Annotated in this window: 17 protein-coding genes and 1 tRNA gene; 12 read left to right on the plus strand and 6 right to left on the minus strand. The window is 70.1% G+C overall.

The annotated features are described in order from the left end of the window. Positions 1 to 12 precede the first annotated feature (12 nt). From ACXJY8_RS12155 to ACXJY8_RS12195, 9 genes are all read left to right on the plus strand, one after another. Positions 13 to 630, plus strand: coding sequence for an urea amidolyase associated protein UAAP2 (locus ACXJY8_RS12155; RefSeq protein WP_463769201.1), 618 nt, complete (start codon positions 13 to 15; stop codon positions 628 to 630). Then, entirely contained in the window at positions 630 to 4,304 is a 3,675-nt protein-coding gene (locus tag ACXJY8_RS12160; RefSeq protein WP_463769203.1) for a 5-oxoprolinase/urea amidolyase family protein, read from the plus strand. Before ACXJY8_RS12155 ends, ACXJY8_RS12160 begins: the two co-directional genes overlap by 1 nt. Before the next feature lie 4 nt (positions 4,305 to 4,308). Then, positions 4,309 to 6,114 (plus strand): allophanate hydrolase, encoded by a 1,806-nt coding sequence (atzF, locus tag ACXJY8_RS12165; RefSeq protein WP_463769205.1) that lies wholly within the window; start codon positions 4,309 to 4,311, stop codon positions 6,112 to 6,114. A gap of 120 nt (positions 6,115 to 6,234) precedes the next feature. After that, positions 6,235 to 8,460, plus strand: coding sequence for a glycosyltransferase family 2 protein (locus ACXJY8_RS12170; protein ID WP_463769207.1), 2,226 nt, complete (start codon positions 6,235 to 6,237; stop codon positions 8,458 to 8,460). 100 nt (positions 8,461 to 8,560) lie between these two features. Next, the gene (locus ACXJY8_RS12175; RefSeq protein ID WP_463769209.1) at positions 8,561 to 9,883 is read left to right on the plus strand and encodes an SLC13 family permease; all 1,323 of its coding nucleotides are present in this window, start codon (positions 8,561 to 8,563) and stop codon (positions 9,881 to 9,883) included. 165 nt (positions 9,884 to 10,048) lie between these two features. Next, positions 10,049 to 10,450 (plus strand): succinate dehydrogenase, cytochrome b556 subunit, encoded by a 402-nt coding sequence (sdhC, locus tag ACXJY8_RS12180; protein ID WP_056474844.1) that lies wholly within the window; start codon positions 10,049 to 10,051, stop codon positions 10,448 to 10,450. 12 nt (positions 10,451 to 10,462) lie between these two features. Continuing rightward, positions 10,463 to 10,876: a succinate dehydrogenase, hydrophobic membrane anchor protein gene (sdhD, locus tag ACXJY8_RS12185; protein ID WP_463769211.1), complete on the plus strand. Its 414-nt coding sequence runs from the start codon at positions 10,463 to 10,465 to the stop codon at positions 10,874 to 10,876. 29 nt (positions 10,877 to 10,905) lie between these two features. Further along, positions 10,906 to 12,726 (plus strand): succinate dehydrogenase flavoprotein subunit, encoded by a 1,821-nt coding sequence (gene sdhA, locus ACXJY8_RS12190; RefSeq protein ID WP_447675613.1) that lies wholly within the window; start codon positions 10,906 to 10,908, stop codon positions 12,724 to 12,726. 62 nt (positions 12,727 to 12,788) lie between these two features. After that, positions 12,789 to 13,592: a succinate dehydrogenase iron-sulfur subunit gene (locus ACXJY8_RS12195; protein ID WP_055952937.1), complete on the plus strand. Its 804-nt coding sequence runs from the start codon at positions 12,789 to 12,791 to the stop codon at positions 13,590 to 13,592. A 153-nt stretch (positions 13,593 to 13,745) separates the two neighbouring features. On the opposite strand, the gene ACXJY8_RS12200 is transcribed toward ACXJY8_RS12195, so the two are convergent. The 3 genes from ACXJY8_RS12200 to ACXJY8_RS12210 all read right to left on the minus strand — a co-directional run bounded on the left by ACXJY8_RS12200 (position 13,746) and on the right by ACXJY8_RS12210 (position 19,033). Beyond that, entirely contained in the window at positions 13,746 to 16,910 is a 3,165-nt protein-coding gene (locus tag ACXJY8_RS12200; protein WP_463769214.1) for a multidrug efflux RND transporter permease subunit, read from the minus strand. A 3-nt stretch (positions 16,911 to 16,913) separates the two neighbouring features. Then, positions 16,914 to 18,257, minus strand: a complete 1,344-nt coding sequence (locus ACXJY8_RS12205) for an efflux RND transporter periplasmic adaptor subunit (RefSeq protein WP_463780571.1) — start codon at positions 18,255 to 18,257, stop codon at positions 16,914 to 16,916. A 344-nt stretch (positions 18,258 to 18,601) separates the two neighbouring features. Further along, a complete protein-coding gene (locus ACXJY8_RS12210) occupies positions 18,602 to 19,033 on the minus strand; it encodes a hypothetical protein (RefSeq protein WP_463769216.1) in 432 nt (143 codons plus the stop codon). A 265-nt stretch (positions 19,034 to 19,298) separates the two neighbouring features. On the opposite strand from ACXJY8_RS12210, the gene ACXJY8_RS12215 reads away from it, so the two are divergent. Together ACXJY8_RS12215 and ACXJY8_RS12220 are read left to right on the plus strand one after the other, a co-directional pair. Then, positions 19,299 to 19,871, plus strand: a complete 573-nt coding sequence (locus ACXJY8_RS12215; RefSeq protein WP_463769218.1) for a L,D-transpeptidase — start codon at positions 19,299 to 19,301, stop codon at positions 19,869 to 19,871. A gap of 77 nt (positions 19,872 to 19,948) precedes the next feature. Then, positions 19,949 to 20,749: a TSUP family transporter gene (locus ACXJY8_RS12220; protein ID WP_463769220.1), complete on the plus strand. Its 801-nt coding sequence runs from the start codon at positions 19,949 to 19,951 to the stop codon at positions 20,747 to 20,749. Between the two features lie 334 nt (positions 20,750 to 21,083). Here the strand turns inward: ACXJY8_RS12220 and ACXJY8_RS12225 are convergent, their stop codons facing one another. Beyond that, the gene (locus ACXJY8_RS12225) at positions 21,084 to 22,130 is read right to left on the minus strand and encodes a MaoC family dehydratase (protein WP_463769222.1); all 1,047 of its coding nucleotides are present in this window, start codon (positions 22,128 to 22,130) and stop codon (positions 21,084 to 21,086) included. 91 nt (positions 22,131 to 22,221) lie between these two features. Next, a complete protein-coding gene (locus ACXJY8_RS12230) occupies positions 22,222 to 22,524 on the minus strand; it encodes a YggT family protein (protein WP_463769224.1) in 303 nt (100 codons plus the stop codon). A 121-nt stretch (positions 22,525 to 22,645) separates the two neighbouring features. Here ACXJY8_RS12230 and ACXJY8_RS12235 point away from each other — a divergent pair. Then, positions 22,646 to 22,721 (plus strand) — tRNA-Ala (locus tag ACXJY8_RS12235). Between the two features lie 79 nt (positions 22,722 to 22,800). On the opposite strand, the gene ACXJY8_RS12240 is transcribed toward ACXJY8_RS12235, so the two are convergent. Further along, the gene (locus ACXJY8_RS12240; protein ID WP_463769226.1) at positions 22,801 to 23,151 is read right to left on the minus strand and encodes a DUF3140 domain-containing protein; all 351 of its coding nucleotides are present in this window, start codon (positions 23,149 to 23,151) and stop codon (positions 22,801 to 22,803) included. Positions 23,152 to 23,350 lie beyond the last annotated feature (199 nt).

Here is a 23,350-nt window from a genome sequence, read left to right on the forward strand (position 1 = left end):
GGAGGACGCAGCATGACCGACGCGAACCCGATCCTCGACGTCACCGTCCCGGCCCAGGCCCCCTGGTCCGGCCTCGTGCGCCGGGGCCAGACTCTGCGCATCACCGACACGGAAGGCTGCCAGGCGGTCGACACCCTGTTCTACCGCGCCGACGACCTCGGCGAGCGCTACTCCTCCCAGGACACCGTGCGGATGCAGGGGGCGGCCTACGTCACCGTCGGCACGCCCCTCGTCTCCAGCGAGGGCCGGGTGATGGCCCGGGTCACGGCCGATTCCTGCGGACGCCACGACACCTCGGCCGGGGCCTGCTCCTGCGAGAGCAACACCGTCCGCTTCGGGCACGCCACCAGGTACTTGCATGCCTGCCGCGAGAACTTCGCCCTGGAGGTGGCCAAGTACGGCCTCACGAAGCGCGACATCCCGCCGAACATCAACTTCTTCATGAACGTGCCGATCGAGCAGAACGGCGATCTCGCCATCGTCGACGGCGTCTCGGCGCCGGGCGACTACGTCGAGATCACGGCGGAGATGGACGTGATCTGCGTGATCTCGAACTGCCCGCAGATCAACAATCCCTGCAACGGCTTCAACCCGACGCCGATCCGAGTCACGATCCGGGACGCGGGCTGATGTTCCAGAAGGTCCTCATCGCCAACCGGGGCGAGATCGCGCGCCGCATCGGGCGCACCTGCCGGCGCATGGGCATCGCCTCGGTGGCGGTCTATTCCGATGCCGACCGCTTCACCCGCGGCGTGCTGGAGGCCGACGAGGCCGTGCGCCTCGGCCCCGCCCCCGCCGCCGAGAGCTATCTCGACGTCGAGGCGGTGATCGCCGCCTGCCGGGCGACCGGCGCGCAGGCCGTGCATCCGGGCTACGGCTTTCTCTCCGAGAACGTCGCCTTCGCCGAGCGGCTGGCGGCCGAGGGCCTCGTCTTCATCGGGCCGAAACCGGAACATCTCTCCGCCTTCGGGTTGAAGCACACCGCCCGCGAACTCGCCCGGGCGAGCGGGGTCCCGCTCCTGCCCGGGACCGACCTCCTGCCCGATCGCGCGGCGGCCCTCGCGGCGGCCGAGGCCATCGGCTACCCGGTGATGCTCAAGAGCACGGCCGGTGGCGGCGGCATCGGCATGCGCCTCTGCGCGTCCGCCGAGGACCTGGCCGAGCACTACGCCGCGGTGGAGCGGACGGCGCGCGCCAGCTTCGGCGATGCGCGCGTCTACCTCGAGCGCTTCGTCGGCGAAGCGCGGCACGTGGAGGTGCAGATCTTCGGCGACGGACGGGGCCGCGTCGTGGCCCTGGGCGAGCGCGACTGCTCGCTCCAGCGGCGCAACCAGAAGGTCATCGAGGAGACCCCGGCCCCGAACCTTCCGGACGTGGTCCGCGCGCGCCTGCACGCGGCGGCCGTGGCGCTCGGGACCAGCGTCGCCTACGCCTCGGCCGGCACCGTGGAGTTCATCTACGATCCGGGGCGCGAGGATTTCGCCTTCCTCGAAGTCAACACCCGGCTCCAGGTCGAGCATCCGGTCACCGAGGCGGTCTTCGGCATCGACCTCGTCGAATGGATGATCCGCCAGGCCGCCGGCGAGGACGTCATCGGCGCCGCGGGGCCCCTCGTTCCGAAGGGCGCTGCCATGGAGGCGCGGCTCTACGCCGAGATCCCGCACGCGAACTTCGCCCCGAGCGCGGGCCTCCTCACCGAGGTGCGCTTCCCCGAAGGCGCCCGGATCGACGGCTGGATCGAGACCGGCACCGAGGTGACGCCGTTCTACGATCCGATGCTCGCCAAGATCATCGTCACCGGGGCCGACCGTCCGGCCGCCCTGGCGGCCCTGTGTGCGGCCCTCGACGGCACGGCGGTCTCAGGGATCGAGACCAACCGCGACTATCTCCGCGCCATCGCGGGCTCCGAGCTCTTCGCCGAGGGCCGGGTCGCCACCACGGCCCTGCGCGACTTCGCCTTCCATCCCCGCAGCGTCGAGGTGCTGCTGCCCGGCGCTCAGTCGAGCCTGCAGGAGCTGCCCGGCCGCATCGGCCTATGGCACGTCGGCGTGCCCCCGAGCGGCCCGATGGATGCGCGCGGCTTCCGCGAGGCCAATGCCCGGGTCGGCAACCCGCCCGACACCTGTGCCCTCGAACTCACGGTGTCCGGCCCGACCCTGCGCTTCCACGCCGCCACCACCGTGGCGGTCTGCGGGGCGCGGATGCCGGCGAAACTCGACGGCGCCGAGCAGCCCCACGGCGCTGCCTTTCCGGTACGGGCCGGCCAGACCCTGAGCCTCGGGGCGATCGCCGGCCCCGGCCAGCGCAGCTACCTCGCCCTGCGCGGCGGGTTCGCGGCGCCCGTCGTCCTCGGCTCGCGCGCCACCTTCGCCCTCGGTGCCTTCGGCGGCCACGCCACCGGCGTGCTGAAGGCGGGCGACGTGCTGCATCTCGGCGACGCGGGCGCGGTGCCGGCCGAGACACCGGAACCGGCGCCCCTGACCCACGACTGGACCCTCGGCGTCGTCTACGGCCCGCACGGGGCGCCGGACTTCTTCCAGGAGGCGGACATCGCCGACCTGTTCTCGGCCACCTACGAGGTGCATTTTAACTCCGCCCGCACCGGCGTGCGCCTGATGGGGCCGACGCCGCGCTGGGCGCGGGCCGATGGCGGCGAGGCCGGACTGCACCCGTCGAACCTGCACGACAACGCCTACGCCATCGGCGCCATCGACTTCACCGGCGACATGCCGATCCTGCTCGGGCCCGACGGCCCCAGTCTCGGCGGCTTCGTCTGCCCGGCGGTGATCGCGCGCGACGAACTCTGGAAGATGGGCCAGCTGCGCCCGGGCGACCGGGTGCGGTTCGAGGCCGTGGCACGCCCCGAGGACGATGCCGGCGCTGACCATCGTCTCGTGCAGCCTGGAAAGCGCGGGTCCCCTCTCCTGGAAGGAGGGGGACAGGGTGAGGTGGGTGCCGCATCCGGAGAGGTCACGCACCTCACCCCAACCCTCTCCTTCCAGGAGAGGGAGTCCGTTCCACCTGCCGATCGGCATGGCGCCGCCGCGCTGCGGGGCTCGCCGATCCTGGCCCGCGACGAATCCGGTCCCGTCTCGGTGGCCTATCGCCGCCAGGGCGACGACAACCTCCTGGTCGAGTACGGCCCGATGGCGCTCGACATCGGCATCCGGATGCGCGTCCACCTGCTCGCGCAGGCGGTGACCGAAGCGCGGCTCGCCGGCCTCATCGACCTCACGCCCGGCATCCGCTCGCTGCAGATCCACTACGACGGCGCGACCCTGCGCCGGAGCCGCCTCCTCGGCACCCTGCGGGAGATCGAGGCCGGCCTGCCCCGCGCCGAGGACGTCACGGTCGCGAGCCGGACCGTCCACCTGCCCCTGTCCTGGAACGACCCGCAGGCAGCCCTCGCCATGCGCAAGTACCAGGAGCTGGTCCGCCCGAACGCGCCCTGGTGCCCCTCGAACATCGAGTTCATCCGCCGGATCAACGGGCTCGACGACGAGCAGGCCGTGCGGGACATCATCTTCGACGCCCAGTACCTCGTCATGGGCCTCGGCGACGTCTATCTCGGGGCGCCGGTGGCGACGCCGGTGGACCCGCGCCATCGCCTCGTGACGACGAAGTACAACCCCGCCCGCACCTGGACGCCGGAGAACGCCGTCGGCATCGGCGGCGCCTACATGTGCATCTACGGGATGGAGGGGCCGGGCGGGTACCAGCTCTTCGGGCGCACCATCCAGATGTGGAACACCTGGCGCACGACCCGCGAATTCGCGCCCGGCCATCCCTGGCTCCTGCGCCCCTTCGACCGCATCCGGTTCTTTCCCGTCGATCCGGCCGAGCTGACGGAGGCGCGCGCCGCCTTCCCGCACGGAGCCTATCCGGTGCGGATCGAGGACGGGACCTTCTCCTACGCCGCCCATCGCGCGGAACTCGCGGCGCACGCCCCGGAGATCCGGGCGGCCAAGGCGCGCCAGCAGGCGGCCTACGAGGCCGAGCGCCAGCGCTGGAAGGCGGAGGGCCTCGACAGCTTCGTGGCCGAGGAGGCCGTCGCGGACGGCACGGAGGATGCAGTGCCGGCCGGCTGCGTCGGCGTGCCGACGACGGTGCCGGGCAACGTCTGGAAGCTGCTGGTCGCCCCGGGCGACCGGGTCGCCGCGGGGGAGACCGTGGCGATCCTGGAATCGATGAAGATGGAAATCGCCGTCGCCGCCCCGGCGGCGGGTGTGGTGCGGGAGATCCGCGCCCAGCCCGGCCGGACCCTGCGCGGTGGCGACCTTGTGGCGGTGATCGAGGAGACCTGAACCCATGCTGCCCACGATCCTGGACATCGCGAGCCTGCGCGCGGCCTTCGCCGACGGCAGCCTCGACCCGGTCGGCCTCGCCGAGATCATCGCCGAACGGATGGCGGCCTCCCCGGACCCGGCGATCTTCATCACGCCGGTGTCGCGCGCCGACCTCGTCGCCGCGGCCCGCGCCCTGATGGCCGCGCATCCGGAGCCGAACTCCCTGCCCCTCTGGGGCCTGCCCTTCGCCGTGAAGGACAACATCGACGTGGCGGGCCTGCCCACCACCGCCGCCTGCCCGGCCTTCGCCTATACGCCGGAGCGGGACGCCGAGGTGGTGGCCCGCCTCAAGGCGGCGGGCGCGCTCGTGACCGGCAAGACCAACCTCGACCAGTTCGCCACCGGCCTCAACGGCACCCGTTCGCCCTACGGCGCCCCGCGCAGCGTGTTCAACGCAGACTACGTCTCCGGCGGGTCGAGTTCCGGCTCGGCTGTCGCCGTGGCGGCCGGGCTCGCCTGCTTCAGCCTCGGCACCGACACCGCCGGCTCCGGCCGCGTGCCGGCGGCCTTCAACAACCTCGTCGGGATCAAGCCGACGCCGGGGGCGCTGAGCACCACCGGCCTCGTCCCGGCCTGCCGCAGCCTCGACTGCATCACGCTCTTCGCGAGCACGGTCGGTGACGGCATCGCCGTGCGCCGGATCGCCGAGGGCTTCGACCCGGCCGATCCCTATTCGCGCCCGGTGGTCCCACACCCGCTGCCGGCGGCCGGCCTGCGCTTCGGCGTGCTCGCCCCGGCCGAGCGCGAATTCTACGGCGACGCCGAGACGGCGGCGCTCTACGACGCTGCCATCGCCCGGCTGGAGCGCCTCGGCGGCGTCGCGGTGCCGTTCGACTACGCGCCCTTCCGCGAGATCGCCGCCCTGCTCTACGACGGCCCCTGGGTCGCCGAGCGGCTGGCGGCCATCGAGGCGTTCCATGCCGACCACGCCGCCGCGATGGACCCGAGCGTGCGCGCCATCACCGAATCGGCGCGCGGCTACAGCGCCGTCGATGCCTTCCGGGGCCGCTACGCCTTCGAGGCCTTGAAGCGCCGGACCGACACGATCCTGGCCGAGATCGACGTCCTGCTGCTACCGACCGCGCCGACCACCTACTCGGTCGCCGAGATGGCGGCGGAGCCCATCGTCCGGAACAGCCATTTCGGCCGCTACACCAACTTCGCCAACCTGCTCGGGATGGCCGCCATCGCGGTCCCGGCCGGGTTCCGCCGGGACGGCCTGCCGGCCGGCGTGATGCTGGTCGGCCCCGGCTTCAGCGACGAGGCCCTGGCGCCCTGGGCCGATGCCCTGCATCGCGCCCTCGGCGCAGGCATGGGCGTCGACCGCGACCGCGCCCTGCCGGAGGAGAGCCGGGTCGCCCCCGCGACCTCCGGGCAGATCCCCCTGGTAGTGGTCGGCGCCCATCTCACCGGTCTGCCTCTCAACCACCAGCTCCATGACCTCGGGGCGACCTTTTTGCGCGCGACCCGGACGGCCCCGGGTTACCGGCTCTACGCCCTGCCCGGCACGGTGCCGCCGAAGCCCGGTCTCGTGCGCGAGCCTGGATTCGAGGGGCCCGGCCTGGAGGTGGAGGTCTGGGGCCTCGACCCCGCGGCCTTCGGGCGCTTCACCGCCGCGATCCCCGCACCCCTCGGCATCGGCAAGATCGCGCTCGCCGACGGCGAGCCCGTCTCGGGCTTCCTGTGCGAGGCCCATGCGGTCGCGGGCGCGCCGGAGATCACGCACCACGGGGGGTGGCGCGCCTACCTCGCCGCCGGCCGCGCCTGAGGTGGACCCGGCCGCCCTTGCGAGCGCCGGCGGGCTTGCCCTAAACCCCGGGCGCGGCGGGTCCGGCGACCGGCCGGCCGGCTCGGCAGGCCCCGAGCCCGCATCGAAGAGGATCCGGGTTTGCCGCGCACCCTACGCTGTCGCCTCGACGCCTTCAGCCAGATCGAGGCGGACGGGACCCCGGACACGTGGCGCGCGACCGGGTCCGACCCGCATTTCCGGCTCTGGCCGCCGCAGGGGCGCCGGCGCCATCGCGGCGGCTGGGTGCGCCTGCGCGCCGACCTCACGGCGCTCGACCGGAGCAAGCTCGTCCCGATCCTCTACGTCGACGACGGTAAGGGGTTTCGCGAAACGCTGACCATTCCCCTGGAGACCGACGCCGCCGGCATCGACAACCTCGTGCACCTGCCCCGCCGGGTCCGGGGCCTGCGCCTCGACCCGATGAGCGGTGCCGGGCGCTTCCGCCTCGGCGACGTCTCGCTGACCTATCTCGGCCCGGTCGGCGCCCTGGCCGAGACCGCCCGCCGCCTCCTGGACACGCTGCCCGAGGCGGAGCGCGCGCCGGCCCGCCTCATCGCCCGCATCCGCGCCGCCTGGCGTGCGAAGGGTGCCGCCGAGCTCTGGCGGGATTTCCGGGCGAGTGCCCGGCCGCGCCCGGTCCCGGCCTCCTACACGGCCTGGATCGACAAGGTCGAGACGCCCGGCCGCCTCGATGTGGCGGCCATGCGCGCCGAGATCGAGGGCTTTCGCCTGCGCCCGCGCATCTCGATCGTCATGCCGGTCTACGACACGCCCCTTCGCTGGCTGAAGGCCGCCATCGCCTCGGTGCAGGCCCAGGCCTATCCCGACTGGGAACTTTGCCTCTGCGACGACAACTCGCCCGACCCGCGGATCTGGCCGCTGCTACAGGCCTTCGCAGCCCAGGACCCGCGCATCAAGCTGCACCGTCGCACCGTCAACGGGCGCATCTCGGCCGCCTCGAACGACGCCATGGCGCTGGCGACCGGCCGCTACATGACCCTGATGGACCACGACGACGCCATCCCGGACAACGCGCTCTACGAGTTCGTCCGCGTGCTGAACGCCGACGAGACCGTCGACTTCATCTATTCCGACGAGGACAAGATCTCCGTCGACGGGGTGCGCTACGAGCCGTTCTTCAAGCCGGACTGGTCGCCCGAGGCCCTCGAGGCCTGCATGTACACCGCCCACCTGGCGCTCTACCGCATGGACATCGTAGCGCGGATCGGCGGCTTTCGCGACGAATGCAACGGGGCGCAGGATTACGACTTCGCCCTGCGCTACACCGAGCACGTCCGCAACGTCGTCCATGTGCCGAAGGTGCTCTACCACTGGCGCGCGATTCCCGGCTCCACCGCCCAGACCATGGACAACAAGGACTACGTCGTCGCCGCCGCGATCCGCGGCCTCGAGGACCGGGCCCGGCGCACCGGCGAACTCGACTTCGCCCGCTCGAGCCCCTTCAAGGGCTGCTTCGAGATGCGGCGCAAGCTGACCGAGCGCCCCCACGTCTCCCTCGTGATCCCCACCGCCGGGCGCGACAGCACCGTCGGCGGCCGGACCGTGGATCTCCTGGCCGCCTGCCTCGACAGCGTGGCCGCCCGCAGCACCTATCCCGAGATCGAGTTTGTGGTGGTCGACAACGGCGACCTGCGCCCCGCCACCGAGGCCGCCCTGGCCCGCCACGGCGCCCGGCGGGTGACTTGGTCCGAGCCGGTCTTCAACGTGGCCGCCAAGATGAACCTCGGCGCGGCGGCGGCCAGCGGCGCCGTGCTGGTCTTCCTCAACGACGACATCGCCGTCATCACCCCCGACTGGATCGAGGCGATGCTGGCCCAGCTGCAGATCCCCGGCGTCGGCGCCGTCGGCCCCAAGCTCCTGTTCGAGACCGGCGAGATCCAGCATGCCGGCGTCTCGATCGTCGACGCGACCCCCGACCATGTCCGCCGCGGCTATCCGGGCGACGATCCCGGGCACTACTTCTCCACGGTGGGCAGCCGCAACTATCTCGCGGTGACGGGCGCCTGCGTGATGGTGCGCCGGGCGGACTTCGAGTCCATCGGCGGCTTCGATGCGGGCTTCGCGGTCAATTACAACGACGTCGATCTGTGTCTCCGACTGCGCGAGCGCGGCCTGCGCAGCGTCTACTGCGCCCAGGCCAGCCTCTACCACTACGAGAGCCGCAACCGGGCCCGCACGGTCGACCCGGCCGAGCACCAGCGCTTCCGCGATCGCTGGGCGGCGAAGCTGCCCCGCGACCCCTATTACGGCGAGTGGTTCGAGGCCCTGCCCCCGACCTTCGAACTCGACCCGGCGCGCTTCTGATCCTTCGCGTCTGACGAAGGCTGGATCGGAAAACTCCGAATTGCGAACGGCTCCAAGGTAGGATCATTGTCCCGGCTCGCGAACGGGGCGGAATCGGTCGATGCCGGCAGGGGCGTTCATGGGTGGGGAGGCGACGGTCGTGCTGACCGCGATCCTGCTCGTCCTGTGCATGGGCCTCTGGGCCAGCGGGCTCATCGCCGAGATCATCACCGCGATGCTGTTTTTCGCCGGGGCGATGCTGTTTCGCCTCGCGCCCCCCGCGACGGTGTTCTCGGGCTTCGCCTCCTCGGCCTTCTGGCTCGTCCTCAGCGGGATGGTGGTGGGCCTCGCCATGACGCGCTCGGGCCTCGGCGACCGCCTGGCGCGAAGCCTGTCGGGCCACCTCTCGGCCTCCTACCCGGCCTTCATCGCCGGCATCGTCGCCCTCTCCTTCGCCGTCGCCTTCGTGATGCCGTCCAATCTCGGCCGCATCGCCCTCCTCGTCCCCGTGGTGCTCGCCCTCTGCGACGCCTTCGGCCTCGAAAGCGGGCGCCCGGGCCGGCACGGGGCCGTGCTGGCGGTGGGGCTCGCCACCCCAATCCTCTCGGCCGCGATCCTGCCCGCCAACGTGCCGAACCTCGTGATGGCCGGCACCGCCGAGACCCAGTACGGCCTCCACATCGCCTACCTACCCTACCTGTTGCTGCACGCACCGGTGCTGGCCCTGGTGAAGGGCGCCCTGCTCGTGCTGGCGATCCTGTGGCTGTTCCCCGACCGGCTCGACCACGGCGAGAACGGGGCGGCCCTGGCGAAGGAACCCCTGCGGCCCGAAGCCCGACGCCTCGCCGTGATCCTGGCCGGCACCCTCGCCCTCTGGGTCACGGACAGCCTGCACCACATCGCCCCGGCCTGGGTCGGCCTCGTCGCCGCCATCCTCTGTCTGATGCCGCGGATCGGCGTGCTGCCGGCCGAGGCCTTCGGTGCGGTGAACCTGCGCACCTGCTTCTACGTCGCCGCCCTGCTGGGCCTCGTCGCCACGGTGAACGAGACCGGCCTCGGCGCCAGCCTGGGCCACGCCCTCCTCCACGTGGCACCGCTGACCCCGGACGCGCCGGGCTACAATTTCGGGATTCTGACAGGGCTGGCGGCGATCCTCACGGTCGCCGTCACCGCCAACGGCGCCCCGGCCCTCTATACGGCGCTCGCCGGCGAGATGGCGCGGGCGAGCGGGCTCGACCTCATGGCTGTGGTGATGATCCAGGTGGTGGGTTACTCGACCCTGTTCCTGCCCTATCAGGCCCCACCGATCGTCCTCGCGCTCGACCTAGGCAAGGTGCCTCTGCGGGCGGCGACCAGACTGACCCTCGCGACCGGGCTCGCCTCCCTCCTCGTCGTCGCACCCCTGGATTATCTCTGGTGGCGCGCGCTCGGATGGCTGCCATGAGACCGGACCGACCGAATGACGATTTGGCGCCTGTGTCGCATGTGCGCTGCGGCAAAGCGGGGTTGCGCATTGGCGCGTGCCCGGTAGCACTTTAGAGACGATCCAAATTTTTCTTGGCGCCCTGTCAAAAACGGGTGCGTCGCCCAGTCGAGGACCTTCAGCACGATGGCTCCAACCGTCCGCCCCACGGTCGCCCAGCCGCTCTCGCCCCATCTCCAGATCTACCGCTGGACCTGGACCATGGCGATGTCGGTGTTCCACCGCATCACCGGCACGGCGCTCTACGGCGGCTCGGCCCTGGTGGCGATCTGGCTCGTGGCACTCGCCTCGGGCCCGGCCGCCTACGGCACGGTGTCCTGGTTCTTCGGCTCGATCGTCGGCCGCCTGGTGCTGTTCGTCTACACTTGGATCCTGATGCACCACATGCTGGGCGGCCTGCGCCACTTCATCTGGGACCTCGGCTACGGCTTCGACCGCGCCCAGCGCATGGGCCTCGCCCGCGCGACCCTGATCGGCTCCGTCATCCTGACCGTCCTGATCTGGGCCCTCGCCCTGACCCTGCGCTGAGGAGACCGACCAATGGTCGACAACCGCCAGAACACCAACGCCACCATGCGCACCCCCCGTGCCCGGGTGAAGGGCCTCGGCGCCTCGGGCCACGGCGCGGGCCATTTCTGGACCCAGCGCCTGACCGCCGCCGCCAACGCGCCGCTGATGCTGGCCTTCGTGGTCATCGTCGCGCTGATGGCGAACCGGCCCTACCCGGAGGCCATCGCGCTGATGTCGCACCCGGTGGTGGCCCTCCTCCTGATCCTCGCCGTCATCTCGGTGACGGCCCATATGAGGATCGGGATGCAGGTCATCATCGAGGACTACGTCCATGACAAGACGCTCAAGCTCCTGAGCCTCCTCGCCAACAACTTCTACGCGGTCGTCGTCGCCGTGGCCTGCCTGTACGCGATCCTGCGCGTCAGCCTCGGCAAGCTCGTCTGACCCGCCCCCCGAACCCGAAGGATCAGCCCATGGCCACCAACGGAACCAACGGCAACGGCGCTCCCGCCTACACGATCAACGACCACACCTTCGACGTGGTGGTGGTGGGCGCCGGCGGCGCGGGCCTGCGCGCCACCGTGGGCTGCTCCCAGGCCGGCCTGCGCACCGCCTGCATCTCGAAGGTGTTCCCGACCCGCTCGCACACCGTGGCGGCGCAGGGCGGCATCTCGGCCTCGCTCGGCAACATGGGCCCGGACGATTGGCGCTGGCACATGTACGACACCGTGAAGGGATCGGACTGGCTCGGCGACCAGGACGCGATCGAGTACCTCGTGCGCAACGCGCCGGCCGCGGTCTACGAGCTCGAGCACTGGGGCGTGCCCTTCTCCCGCACGGAAGAGGGCAAGATCTACCAGCGCCCCTTCGGCGGCATGACCACCGATTACGGCAAGGGCACCGCCCAGCGCACCTGCGCGGCGGCCGACCGCACCGGCCACGCCATGCTGCACACCCTCTACGGGCAGGCGGTGAAGAACCACACCAACTTCTTCATCGAATACTTCGCCCTCGACCTGATCATGGACGAGGAGGGCCGCTGCCTCGGCGTCATCGCCATCGACCAGGCCTCCGGCGAGATCCACCGCTTCCGCGCCCAGATGACGATCCTGGCCACCGGCGGCTACGGGCGCTCGTACTTCTCGGCCACCTCCGCCCATACCTGTACCGGCGACGGCAACGCCATGGTGCTGCGCGCCGGCCTGCCCCTGCAGGACATGGAATTCGTGCAGTTCCACCCCACCGGCATCTACGGCGCCGGCTGCCTGATCACCGAGGGCGCCCGCGGCGAGGGCGGCTACCTGACCAATTCCGAGGGCGAGCGCTTCATGGAGCGCTACGCCCCGAGCGCCAAGGACCTCGCCTCGCGCGACGTGGTCTCCCGCTCGATGACCATGGAGATCCGGGCTGGTCGCGGCGTCGGCAAGTCCAACGACCACATCTACCTGCACCTCGACCACCTCGACCCGGCGATCCTGCACCAGCGCCTGCCGGGCATCTCGGAATCCGCCAAGATCTTCGCCGGCGTCGACGTCACCAAGGAGCCGATCCCGGTGCTGCCGACGGTCCATTACAACATGGGCGGCATCCCGACGAACTATCACGGCGAGGTGCTGACCCTGAAGAACGGCAACCCCGACACGGTGGTGCCGGGCCTGATGGCGCTCGGCGAGGCCGCCTGCGTCTCGGTGCACGGGGCCAACCGCCTCGGCTCGAACTCGCTGATCGACCTCGTGGTCTTCGGCCGCGCGGCCGGGCTGCGCTGCGCCGAGATCGTCGAGGCGGGCGCCCGCCAGATGGAACTGCCCAAGGATTCCGCCGACAAGGCGCTCGGGCGCCTCGACCGCTTCCGCTACGCCAGCGGCGGCACGCCGACGGCGCAGCTGCGGGCCGAGATGCAGAAGACGATGCAGAACAACTGCGCCGTGTTCCGCACGGGCGAAGTGCTGGAGGAGGGCAAGACCCTCATCCACAAGGTCGCCGCCGGCATCCCGGACATCCACGTCAACGACCGCTCGCTGATCTGGAACACCGATCTCCTCGAGACCCTGGAATTCGACAACCTGATCGGTCAGGCCGTCGTCACCATGGAATCCGCCGCCAACCGCAAGGAGAGCCGCGGCGCCCACGCCCGCGAAGACTTCCCGGATCGCGACGACAAGGAGTGGATGAAGCACACGCTGGCCTGGATGGATGACACCTCCAAGCAGGTCAGCATCGATTACCGCCCGGTCCACACCTACACGATGTCGAACGAGATCCAGTACATCGAGCCGAAGGCGCGCGTGTACTGAGGCAACGACTCACGTCGTTCCCCAGATTGGTTCTCACGAGACGAATTTAGGCACGCCAAACCATGGCTCAGTTCAATCTCCCCAAGAACTCCCAGATCACCGAGGGCAAGACCTGGCCTCGGCCGCAGGGGGCCAACAACCTGCAGGAATTCCGGATCTATCGCTGGAATCCGGATGACGGGAAGAACCCGCGCGTCGACGTCTACCAGGTCGACCGCGACGATTGCGGCCCGATGGTCCTCGACGCCCTGCTGTGGATCAAGAGCAAGGTCGACTCGACCCTGGTGTTCCGCCGCTCCTGCCGCGAGGGCATCTGCGGCTCCTGCGCCATGAACATCGAGGGCCAGAACGCGCTGGCCTGCACCATGGGCATCGACGAGTGCCAGGAGCACGCCAAGGGCAAGAAGACCGGCGCGGTGCGGATCTACCCGCTGCCGCACATGCCGGTGCTGAAGGATCTCGTCCCCGACCTGACGAACTTCTTCGCCCAGCACGCCTCGATCGAGCCCTGGCTCCAGACCGAGACGCCGGCCCCCGAGGGCGAGTGGAAGCAGACGCCGGAGGACCGGGCTCAGCTCGACGGCCTCTACGAGTGCATCCTCTGCGCCTGCTGCACCACCTCCTGCCCGAGCTACTGGTGGAACGGCGACCGCTTCCTCGGCCCGGCGGCCCTGCTCCAGGCCTATCGCTGGCTGATCGACAGCCGCGACGAGAACACCGGCGAGCGCCTCGACGCCCTGCACGATCCCTTCCGGCTCTATCGCTGCCACACGATCATGAACTGCGCCAACACCTGCCCGAAGAGCCTGAACCCGGCCAAGGCCATCGCCGAGATCAAGAAGATGATGATCGCCCGCGAGGTCTGAGCCGGACTTCGGTTCGGTGAACCGGACCTCGGCCTCCGCGGCCGGGTCCGGACGAAAGAAGGGGCGCGCGGTCGATCGGACCGCGCGCCCCTTCTTTATGCCCCGCGCCACTCTGCGTCGGGGCTCCCCGCGGGAGAGCCCCGGTGCCCTGGCCTACTCGGCCGGCGCGTGGTGGGGCACGTGCACCGCGCCGGGCTCCGCCTCGGGCTGGATGCCTTCGTTGGCCTCCTTGCGGCGGAAGATCCGCATCACCACCACGAAGAACACCGGCACGAACAGCACCGCCAGGATGGTGGCCGAGATCATGCCGCCGAGCACGCCGGTGCCGATCGCCTGCTGGCTTTTCGAAGCGGCGCCGGTGGCGATGGCCAGCGGCACCACGCCGAAGATGAAGGCGAGCGAGGTCATCACGATGGGGCGGAAGCGCAGGGCCGATGCCTCGATGGTGGCGTCGACCAGGGACTTGCCCGGCTTCCACAGGTCCTTGGCGAATTCCACGATCAGGATCGCGTTCTTGGCCGAGAGACCGATGATCGTGATGATGCCGATCTTGAAGTAGACGTCGTTGGGCAGCCCCCGGAGATACACCGCCGCCACCGAGCCGATGATGCCGAGCGGAATGACGAGCAGCACCGAGAACGGGATCGACCAGCTCTCGTAGAGGGCGGCGAGGCACAGGAACACGATCAGGATCGAGAGGCCGAGGAGCAGCGAGGCCTGGGAGCCCGCCTGCTTCTCCTGCAGCGACTGACCGGTCCAGGCATAGCCGAAGCCCTTCGGCAGCTGCTGCATCAGGCGCTCCATCTCCGCGATAGCGTCGCCCGAAGTGTAGCCCGCGGCCGGCTCGCCGGTGAAGCGGACCGACTGGTAGCCGTTGAAGCCGACGATCTGCGAGGGGCCGACGCCCCATTTCAGGTCGGCGAAGGACGACATCGGCACCATCGTGCCCATGGCGTTCTTCACCCCGTAGTTCAGCAGGTCGGGCGCCTGCATGCGCTGCAGCTGCTCGGCCTGGACGTAGACGCGCTGCATCTTGCCCTGGTTCGGGAAGTCGTTGGTGTAGACCGAGCCGAGGTTGACCTGGATGGTACTGTTGATGTCCTCGAACTTCACCCCGAGGGCGGCGGCCTTCTCGCGGTCGATGATCAGCTCCGCCTGCGGCGTCGGGGACAGGCCCTCGATCTTCATCTTCTGCAGGATGGGGCTCTTCTTCGCGAGGGTCAGCAACTGCGACTCGGCCGCCGTGAGGGCCGAGTAGCCGCGCTGGGCGCGGTCCTGGAGCCGGAACGAGAAGCCGGCGGCGTTGCCGAGGTTGTCCACCGGCGGCGGCTCCTGCGCGTCGATGATGGCGTCGCGGTAGCCGGCGAGGGCCGCGTTGGTGTCGGCCACCAGGGCGCTGGCGGAATTGGCCGCGTCGCGCTCGCTCCAGGGCTTCAGGGTGACGAAGGCCTGGCTCAGGTTCGGGCCTTGGCCCGAGAACGAGAAGCCGTTGAGCATCGTCACGGTGGCGACGCCGGGCCGGGCGAGGAGATACTGCTCCACCTCGCGCACCGCTGCCTGGGTGCGGTTGAACGAGGCGCCGGGCGGCGTCTGGATGTCGACCGTGAAGAAGCCCTGGTCCTCCACGGGCAGGAAGCCCTCGGGTAGGCGCAGGAAGGCGAAGCCGACCCCGACCAGCAGGGCGAGGTAGACCATCATCACCTTGCCGGAGCGCTTGATCAGCCCGGCGACGCCGCGGCCGTAGCGCGCCGTCTCGCGGTCGACGATCCGGTTGAACCAGCCGAAGAAGCCGCCTTTCGAGTGGCCGTGGCCCTTCTCGATCGGCTTCAGCAAGGTCGCGCAGAGCGCCGGGGTCAGCGACAGGGCGAGCAGGGCCGAGAAGCCGATCGAGGTCACCATCGCGATCGAGAACTGCCGGTAGATGATACCCACCGAGCCGGGGAAGAACGCCATCGGGATGAACACCGCGACGAGCACCAGGGTGATGCCGATGATGGCGCCGGTGATCTGGCTCATTGCCTTGCGGGTGGCCTCCTTCGGCGGGAGCCCTTCCTCGTTCATGATGCGCTCGACGTTCTCCACCACCACGATGGCGTCGTCGACGAGGATGCCGATGGCCAGCACCATGCCGAACATGGTGAGCACGTTGATCGAGAACCCCGACAGCAGCATCACCGTGACGGTGCCGAGGAGCGCGATCGGGACGACGATGGTCGGGATCAGGGTGTAGCGGATGTTCTGCAGGAACAGGAACATCACGACGAAGACCAGCACCACCGCCTCGACCAGGGTCATCAGGACCTTCTTGATCGAGGCCTGCACCGCCGGGGTGATGTCGTAGGGGATGTCCCACTTCAGGCCCGGCGGGAAGAACTGCGACAGCTCCTCCATCTTGGCGCGGATGGCCTGGGCGGTCTCGAGGGCGTTGCCGTCGGGGGCCAGGGTCACGGAGATGCCCGCCGCCTCGCCGCCGTTGAGGCGGGTGGAGAACTGGTAGGCATCGCCGCCGAGCTCGATCCGGGAGACGTCGCGCAGGCGCACGTTCGAGCCGTCGGAATTCGCCCGCAGCACGATCGCACCGAAATCCTCGACGGTGTTGAGCTGGCCCTTGACGATGATCGGCGCGAAGACCGGATGCTTGCTCGGGCTCGGCTGGGCGCCGACCGCGCCGGACGCGATCTGGATGTTCTGGTTGCGGATCGCGTCGGTGACGTCCTCGGGGGTCAGCGACAGGCCGCGCAGCTTGTCGGGATCGACCCAGACGCGCAGCGAGCGCTCGGTCGAGTAGAGGGTCGCGCGGCCGACGCCGGGCACGCGGCGGATCTCGTTGATGACGTTGCGGATCAGGAAGTCGCCCAGCCCGATCTCGTCCATCTTCCCGTCGGTGGAGACCAGCGTGATGATGTTGAGCGTCGCCGCCGAGGCCTCCTCGACCAGGATGCCCTGCTGGCGCACCTCCGCCGGCAGGCGGGCTTCGACGCGCTTCAGGCGGTTCTGCACCTCGACGGAGGCCAGCGCCGGATCGGTACCGGGCAGGAAGGTCGCGGTGATGTTGATCGAGCCGAAGGAATCGGTGGTCGACTCGAAGCTCATGATGTTGGCCGCCCCGTTCAGCTCATCCTCGATGAGCCGGGTCGTGCCGGTGTAGAGGCTCTCCACCGAGGCGCCCGGGAAGGCGGTGGAGAGGGCGATCGAGGGGGGCGCGATCACGGGATACTGCGCCACCGGCAGCAGGGGCAGGGAGAGCACGCCGCCCAGGATGATGAAGAGGGCGACGACCCAGGCGAAGACCGGCCGGTCGATGAAGAAGCGAGCCATGGGTCAGCGCACCTGCGACACGGGCTTGACCCCGTCGCCCTTAGTGGGATCGGACTTGGCAGGGGCGGACTTGGCAGGGTCGGACTTGGCGGCCTCCGCCTTGGTCGGATCGCCCTTGGTGGGATCGGCTTTGGGCCGCCCGGCCTTGGGGTCGGCATCGGCATCAGCGGTGTCGGTGTCGCGCGGCTTCGGCTCGCTGTCGTCGGCGGCCGTCCTGATCTCGACGGTCTTCACCTCCTGGCCGGCGACGATCTTCTGCACGCCCTCCACCACCACGCGGTCGCCAGCCTTCAGGCCGGAGCGGATGATCCACTGGTTGCCGACCACGGAGCCGACCTCCACGGGCTGAAGCATGACCTTGCTGTCCTCGCGCACCACCCAGACCTCGGCCTTGCCGTCGCTGGTGCGCTGGATCGCCTGCTGCGGCACCGCGAGGGCGTCGGTGTCGATGCCCTGCTTGATGCGGGCGCGGACATACATGCCGGGGAAGAGCTCGTCGTGGGGATTCGGGAACAGCACGCGCAGGGTCACCTGACCGGTGCTGGGGTCGGCGGTGACGTCGGAGAACAGCAGCTTGCCGGCCGAGCCGTAGAGCGAGCCGTCATCCATGATGAGGTGCACGTTGGCGGTGTCGGCCGAGAGGCGCGAGAGCTCGCCGCTGGCCAGATCCCGGCGCAGCTTGGTCAGCTCGCCCACCGACTGGGTGATGTCGACGTAGATCGGGTCCAACTGCTGGATGGTGGCGAGGTTGGCGGTGCCCCCCTGCTCCACCAGGGTGCCCTCGGTGAGGAGCGCCCGGCCGATGCGGCCCGAGATCGGAGCGCGGACGTCGGTCCAGCTCAGGTTGAGCTTGGCCCGGTCCCGCGCGGCCTTGGCGCCGGCGACCTCGGCCTCGGCCTGCTTCAGGCCCGCATAGGCGCTGTCGTACTGGGCCTGGCTCGCGGTCTGCCGCGAGAGCAGCTGCTCCAGGCGGTCGGCTTGCTGGTTCGCGAGGACCTGCGCGGCTTCCGTCCGGGCCAGCGCCGCCTCGGCGCTCTGCAGCTCGACCTCGAAGGGGGCCGGGTCGATCTTGTAGAGAAGGTCGCCCTCCTTGACCAAGCTGCCTTGCTCGAAGGTCCGCTTCACCACGAGCCCGGCCACGCGCGAGCGTACCTCGGCGATCCGCAGCGGGGCGACGCGTCCGGGCAGGTCCCGCACGTAGGGGATCGGCTGTTCGCGCACGGTCACGATGTTGACCTCGGGCACCGGTCCCGGGACCGGCGCCGCGGCCTGCTGCTTCTGATTGCAGGCCGAGAGGGCGACCAGGACGACGCCCGCGGCGAGCGCGGTCGGCCGGGCCCCGAACAGGCGGTGGTTGAAAGACGTCACGATCGCGTCGCTCCTGCGAATGTCCGGCGGATGGCCCGCGTGTCACGGGCCGGCATCGCCGCGTTCAAGGTCCCGGCCCCTTCGTCACCGCGCGCGGTTGGGGCTTTGGCAAGCGTCGGGCCATGTCGGATGGCCGGTCGCGGGGGGTGAGGGTGGCGGGTGCGGCGGCTCGGCCCACGCCGCGACGGCGTGGGAGGTCCGGACCCGAATCGTCCGACGAGTCGCCTGGGTGGCCGAAAATCTGGGCGTTCCGACGACACAGGTTGTATTCGACGCGAGAAAGCGACGTCGAATCCCGTGCCCGCCGGACAGCGGCAGAGGCCTCAAGCCGGGCGGCTGAGCCTGGGTGGACGTTCCAGGGGCGCGAGCGCGCGTGTGGCGAGCCCGGTCAGGATGCGCGGCATCGCCAGGCGATCCGCCCGGAGCTTCGTCACCAGCGGGATGCGCAGGGCCGCGACGCTGCCGTAGCTGTCGTCGAGATCGACCATCGCGGTGGAGACGCGCAGGTTCGGGTCCCGGTTCTCGGGAAGCGCAGCCTGGGACAGGACGGGCTGGCGCTCGAAGCCGTGCGGCACGTCGCCCGCCATTCGCAGCAGGGGCAGGACGGCGCAGACGAGGAGCAGCAGCGCCAGGAGGCCGGACGCGACGACCCCGACGGCATGCAGGACCGGACGCGCCGCGTGGGGCGGGGCCGTGTCGTGCAGGCGTGGGGCCCTGTCGGCGGCGCTTGCGATATGACCATCTGCGAGTTTCACCGCTCCGAGTCTGGGGGCGAGCGGGCTTGGCCGCAAGTTCCTGCGGCATCGTGTCAGGGTCCAACAGCCCCTCCGGCGCCTTCGCGAAAGCTGTCGGCGGGCAGGGTCCGACGGGCGTTGCCGGGATCACACAGGCCGGCGCGTTCGGTCCCGGCTCGGTTGACCGCCCTCCCCCATCCCGCCAAGGCTCTCGCCCCGACCATGTGCCTGCGGGAAGGGCGGGCCCCGTGCCCGTCCTTGCCGGATCTCGGCTGGAGGATAGACCATGCAGACGCGCCGCGTTCTCGTCGCATCCGCCCTGGCGGCGGCCCTGACCGTATCGACCGGACCGGCCTTCGCCGGAAATCCGTTCGACAGCGGCCCGATCGCCGACTTCATGAACATCTTCAAGGAGCAGGCGATTCCGCGGGAGACCGTCGCCTGGAAGGGCGCGGAGAAGCCCGGCACCATCGTGGTCTCCACGAGCCAGCGCCGGCTCTACTACGTGCTCGGTGGCGGCCAGGCCGTGCGCTACGGCGTCGGCGTCGGCCGCCAGGGCTTCTCCTGGTCCGGCGAGAAGCGCGTGACCATGAAGAAGGAATGGCCGGATTGGCGTCCGCCGTCGCAGATGCTGGCGCGCCGGCCCGACCTGCCGCGCTTCATGGCCGGCGGCCAGGACAACCCGCTGGGCGCGCGCGCCCTCTATCTTGGCTCCTCGCTCTATCGGATCCACGGTTCGAATGAGCCGGAGACCATGGGCGCCGCCGTCTCCTCGGGCTGCATCCGCATGACCAACAAGGACGTGGTCGACCTCTACGACCGCGCCAAGGTCGGCACCAAGGTCGTCGTCCGCAACTGAGGCGCCGCTCCGGCGCCTCTTCCCGATCTCCATCCCGCCTCCAGTCGGTCCTCACTGGACCATGACGTGAGGACGGGATGATCTTCGGGGTGGATATCGGCCTGATCGCGGGTCTGTTCGCGGTCGCGGTCGCGGCCGGCTGCGTCGACGCGATCGCGGGCGGCGGCGGCCTCCTGACCCTGCCGGCCCTGCTGCTCTCCGGCCTCGATCCCGTCTCGGCGATCGCCACGAACAAGCTCCAGGGCAGCGCCGGCGCCGTCTCCTCCACCCTCGCCTTCGCCCGCCGCCGCCTGATCCACTGGCCGGACGCCTGGAAGATCGCGGTCAGCGCCGGCTGCGCCTCGGTCGCCGGCGCGCTCTGCGTGAGCCTGCTGCCGCGCGCAGTCCTCGACGCCGCGGTGCCGATCCTGCTGGTGGCCATCGCGATCTACTTCGCCACCGCCAAGCGGATGAGCAACGAGGACGCCACCGCGCGGATCACCCCGAACTGGTTCGCCCTGACCTGGGCCCCGGCGGTGGGCTTCTACGACGGCGTCTTCGGGCCCGGCGCCGGCGCCTTCTACATGATCGGCTTCGTCACCCTGCTCGGCCTCGGCGTGGTGAAGGGCACCGCCCACACCAAGCTCGCCAACGCCGCCAGCAACCTCGGCAGCCTCGCCCTGTTCGCGCTGGGCGGGCATGTGGTCTGGGCGATCGGCCTGATGATGGCGGTGGGTGCCTTCCTCGGCGCCCAGATCGGCTCGCGCCTCGCGATCCGCATGGGCGCCCGGCTGATTCGCCCGCTTCTCGTCACCATCGCCTGCCTGATGGCCCTGCGCCTCCTCTCCGATCCGGCCAATCCGCTGCGCCGGGCGGTGATGGGGCTGTTCGGCGGCTGATCGCCCTCCGAGCCCGCCTGTGACGACCCGCCATCGGGCTCCCGGTTTCCCGGGATCACCATTCGGAGCCGCGACGCGAGGCCTCGGACGAGGCCGAAGATCCGAACATCGTCGAGTCGACGGTGTCTGGGCGCTCCTGTTCGCAACCGGGCTGGTGCGGCGAATCCCGGTGCGCTTGGCGCGGGCTGCCGAGGGGCCGTTCGGGCTCGGCTTCGGCGCGATCGGCGGCCGCATCCCGACCGATGGTCTGCGCGAAATCGTCCGGCGCTGACACGGAATTCGCGCGCCCCGCGCCGACGGCCGATCGCGGCCGCCGGGCTCTAGGTCAGTCGCATCAACGCGGCATGAAGGCCCAGTAGTCGAGATCGAGGATCACCGACGGGTCGTAGGCGTCGCCGACCTTGTCGGGATAGCCGCCGCAGGGCTGGTTCTTGGTGGCCACCGTGCGCAGGCGCAGCGCCCCGATGTCGCTGCGGCCGGGGAGCTCTGCGGTCTCCAGCACCTCGCTCCAGGCATAGACCGTGTCGCCGGCGAACAGCGGCGCGACGTGGCGGCCGGCATTGATGCCCGCCAGCGCGAAGGCGTTGCCGAGCCCGTTGAAGCTCAGGGCCCGCGCCAGCGAGATGACGACGCCGCCATAGATCAGCCGGCGGCCGAAGCGGGTGTCCTTGGCGGCGTAGCCGTCGAAATGCACCTTGGCGGTGTTCTGGTAGAGGCGCGTGGCGATCTGGTGCTCGGCCTCCTCGACGGTCATGCCGTCGACATGGTCGATGCGCTCGCCGACGACGTAGTCGCCGAAGCGGTGGGGCGAGCCGGCGAGCTCGCAATCGTAGGCGCCCGAATCCAGGGGCGGCAGGGCGCCGGCGAGGTCGGCCGGGTCCACCACCTTGGCGAAGGTCGGTACGTGCTCCTGGGCGATGACCGCTTCCGGATCGCGCTTCTTCACCAGCACCCAGCGGCAATAGCTCAGCACGGTCTCGCCGTTGGCGTCCGAGCCCGTGGAGCGCACGTAGACCACGCCGGTCTGGCGGTTCGAGCTTTCCTTCAGGCCGATCACCTCGGAGACGGTCGAGAGCGTCTCGCCCGGATAGACCGGCCGGCGGAACCCGCCCTCGGCATAGCCCAGATTGGCGAGGGCGTTGAGCGAGATGTCCGGCACGGTCTTGCCGAAGACCACGTGGAAGGTCAGCAGGTCGTCGAGCGGGCTCTGCGGATAGCCGATGGCGCGCGCGAAGGCGTCCGAGGACTGCACGGCGAAGCGCGGGCCGTAGAGCGCGGTGTAGAGCGCGACGTCGCCGAGGGTGACCGTGCGGGGCGTGGCGTGGCGGATGGTCTCCCCGAGGCGATAATCCTCGAAGAAGCGGCCGGGATTGGTCTTCATGACGGTCTCGTCCCCAGGGCGGCGCGGTTGCGCGTCGGTTTTTATGTCGGGCGGGCCGTCGTTGCGGCCCGCCCCTCGGGCGCGTGCCGGCTCAGCGCGTGTAGATGGTGGCCTGGGTCGGCACGAATTCGTGCAGTAGGCGGCTGGCGAACAGCAGCAGCAGCACCAGCACGATCGGCGACAGGTCGACGCCGCCGAGATTGGGTAGGATGTTGCGGATCGGGCGCAGCACCGGCTCGGTCAGGCGATAGAGCACCTCGCCGATCTGCGAGACGATCGGGTTGCGGACATTCACGACGTTGAACGCCACGAGCCAGCTCAGGACGGCGCTGGCGATGAGGACGTAGATGTAGAGCTGCACGACGGTGTCGAAGAGCCAGATGAAGGCGTTCATGCGCGGAAACGATGTCCTCGTGACCCGCGCCCGCGGGGCGCATCACGCGCACGCAAAGCAGCAGGATTTCTGGAATTGACAGGTCGGCGTGCGCGAGCCTAAAAGGCCGCCACCCCGGAACGGGGCTGTAGCTCAGATGGGAGAGCGCCGCAATCGCACTGCGGAGGTCAGCGGTTCGATCCCGCTCAGCTCCACCAGGTTTCCCCAGCATGCGGGGTCGCCGGTGGTTTCGTCCAGACGACCGAGAGGATGCGGTGCCTGCGCGGGCCGCCGTCGCTAGTCCTTGAGCGGGTCGTGGCCCCAGTTCATCAGCGACAGGCGCCAGGGCGAATCCTTCACCTTGGCCTTGTCGTCCGGTCCGCCCTGCTTCAGGTGGCGGTGGACGTAGCCGACGACCTTGGCCATGTGCGCGTAGTCGTCGTCGCTGAGATCGGCCTTCTTGGTGCGCAGGAGTTCGACGATGCGCCGCCCCTCGCGGTGGCCCGTCGCCTCGCCGCCCGCCTTCTTCTGGCCGACCGACTGGCTCTCGTCGCTCTCCAGGAACGCCTCCAGCTTGGCCGGCGTCATGTTCACCGCGTCGTGGAACGCCTTGTAGGTCTCGGCGTGGTCGTCGGCCTTCGCTGCCATGCGGTTCTCCCTCGAAATCTCGGGCGGAAAACCGGGGCGCCGGCCGCGGGGTTCCGACCCCGCGACGGCGCGTCTCCTCAGGCGATGAGCCAGGCCACGCCCATCACGCCGGCCAGGAATATCCCGTACGTCACCAGGACGGCGACGATCTCACGGTGCTGGATGACGATGTTTTCTGAGGCGGACAGCATGGCGGTTT

Source organism: Methylobacterium sp. TK31 (assembly GCF_055361545.1).

What these genes read in the sequence shown, in the direction of transcription:
- ACXJY8_RS12155 (WP_463769201.1), top strand. Translation starts at nt 13, where the DNA reads ATGACCGACGCGAACCCGATCCTCGACGTCACCGTCCCGGCCCAGGCC.
- ACXJY8_RS12160 (WP_463769203.1), top strand. Translation starts at nt 630, where the DNA reads ATGTTCCAGAAGGTCCTCATCGCCAACCGGGGCGAGATCGCGCGCCGC.
- atzF (WP_463769205.1), top strand. Translation starts at nt 4,309, where the DNA reads ATGCTGCCCACGATCCTGGACATCGCGAGCCTGCGCGCGGCCTTCGCC.
- ACXJY8_RS12175 (WP_463769209.1), top strand. Translation starts at nt 8,561, where the DNA reads ATGCCGGCAGGGGCGTTCATGGGTGGGGAGGCGACGGTCGTGCTGACC.
- sdhC (WP_056474844.1), top strand. Translation starts at nt 10,049, where the DNA reads ATGGCTCCAACCGTCCGCCCCACGGTCGCCCAGCCGCTCTCGCCCCAT.
- sdhD (WP_463769211.1), top strand. Translation starts at nt 10,463, where the DNA reads ATGGTCGACAACCGCCAGAACACCAACGCCACCATGCGCACCCCCCGT.
- sdhA (WP_447675613.1), top strand. Translation starts at nt 10,906, where the DNA reads ATGGCCACCAACGGAACCAACGGCAACGGCGCTCCCGCCTACACGATC.
- ACXJY8_RS12195 (WP_055952937.1), top strand. Translation starts at nt 12,789, where the DNA reads ATGGCTCAGTTCAATCTCCCCAAGAACTCCCAGATCACCGAGGGCAAG.
- ACXJY8_RS12200 (WP_463769214.1), bottom strand. Translation starts at nt 16,910, where the DNA reads ATGGCTCGCTTCTTCATCGACCGGCCGGTCTTCGCCTGGGTCGTCGCC.
- ACXJY8_RS12215 (WP_463769218.1), top strand. Translation starts at nt 19,299, where the DNA reads ATGCAGACGCGCCGCGTTCTCGTCGCATCCGCCCTGGCGGCGGCCCTG.
- ACXJY8_RS12220 (WP_463769220.1), top strand. Translation starts at nt 19,949, where the DNA reads ATGATCTTCGGGGTGGATATCGGCCTGATCGCGGGTCTGTTCGCGGTC.
- ACXJY8_RS12225 (WP_463769222.1), bottom strand. Translation starts at nt 22,130, where the DNA reads ATGAAGACCAATCCCGGCCGCTTCTTCGAGGATTATCGCCTCGGGGAG.
- ACXJY8_RS12230 (WP_463769224.1), bottom strand. Translation starts at nt 22,524, where the DNA reads ATGAACGCCTTCATCTGGCTCTTCGACACCGTCGTGCAGCTCTACATC.
- ACXJY8_RS12240 (WP_463769226.1), bottom strand. Translation starts at nt 23,151, where the DNA reads ATGGCAGCGAAGGCCGACGACCACGCCGAGACCTACAAGGCGTTCCAC.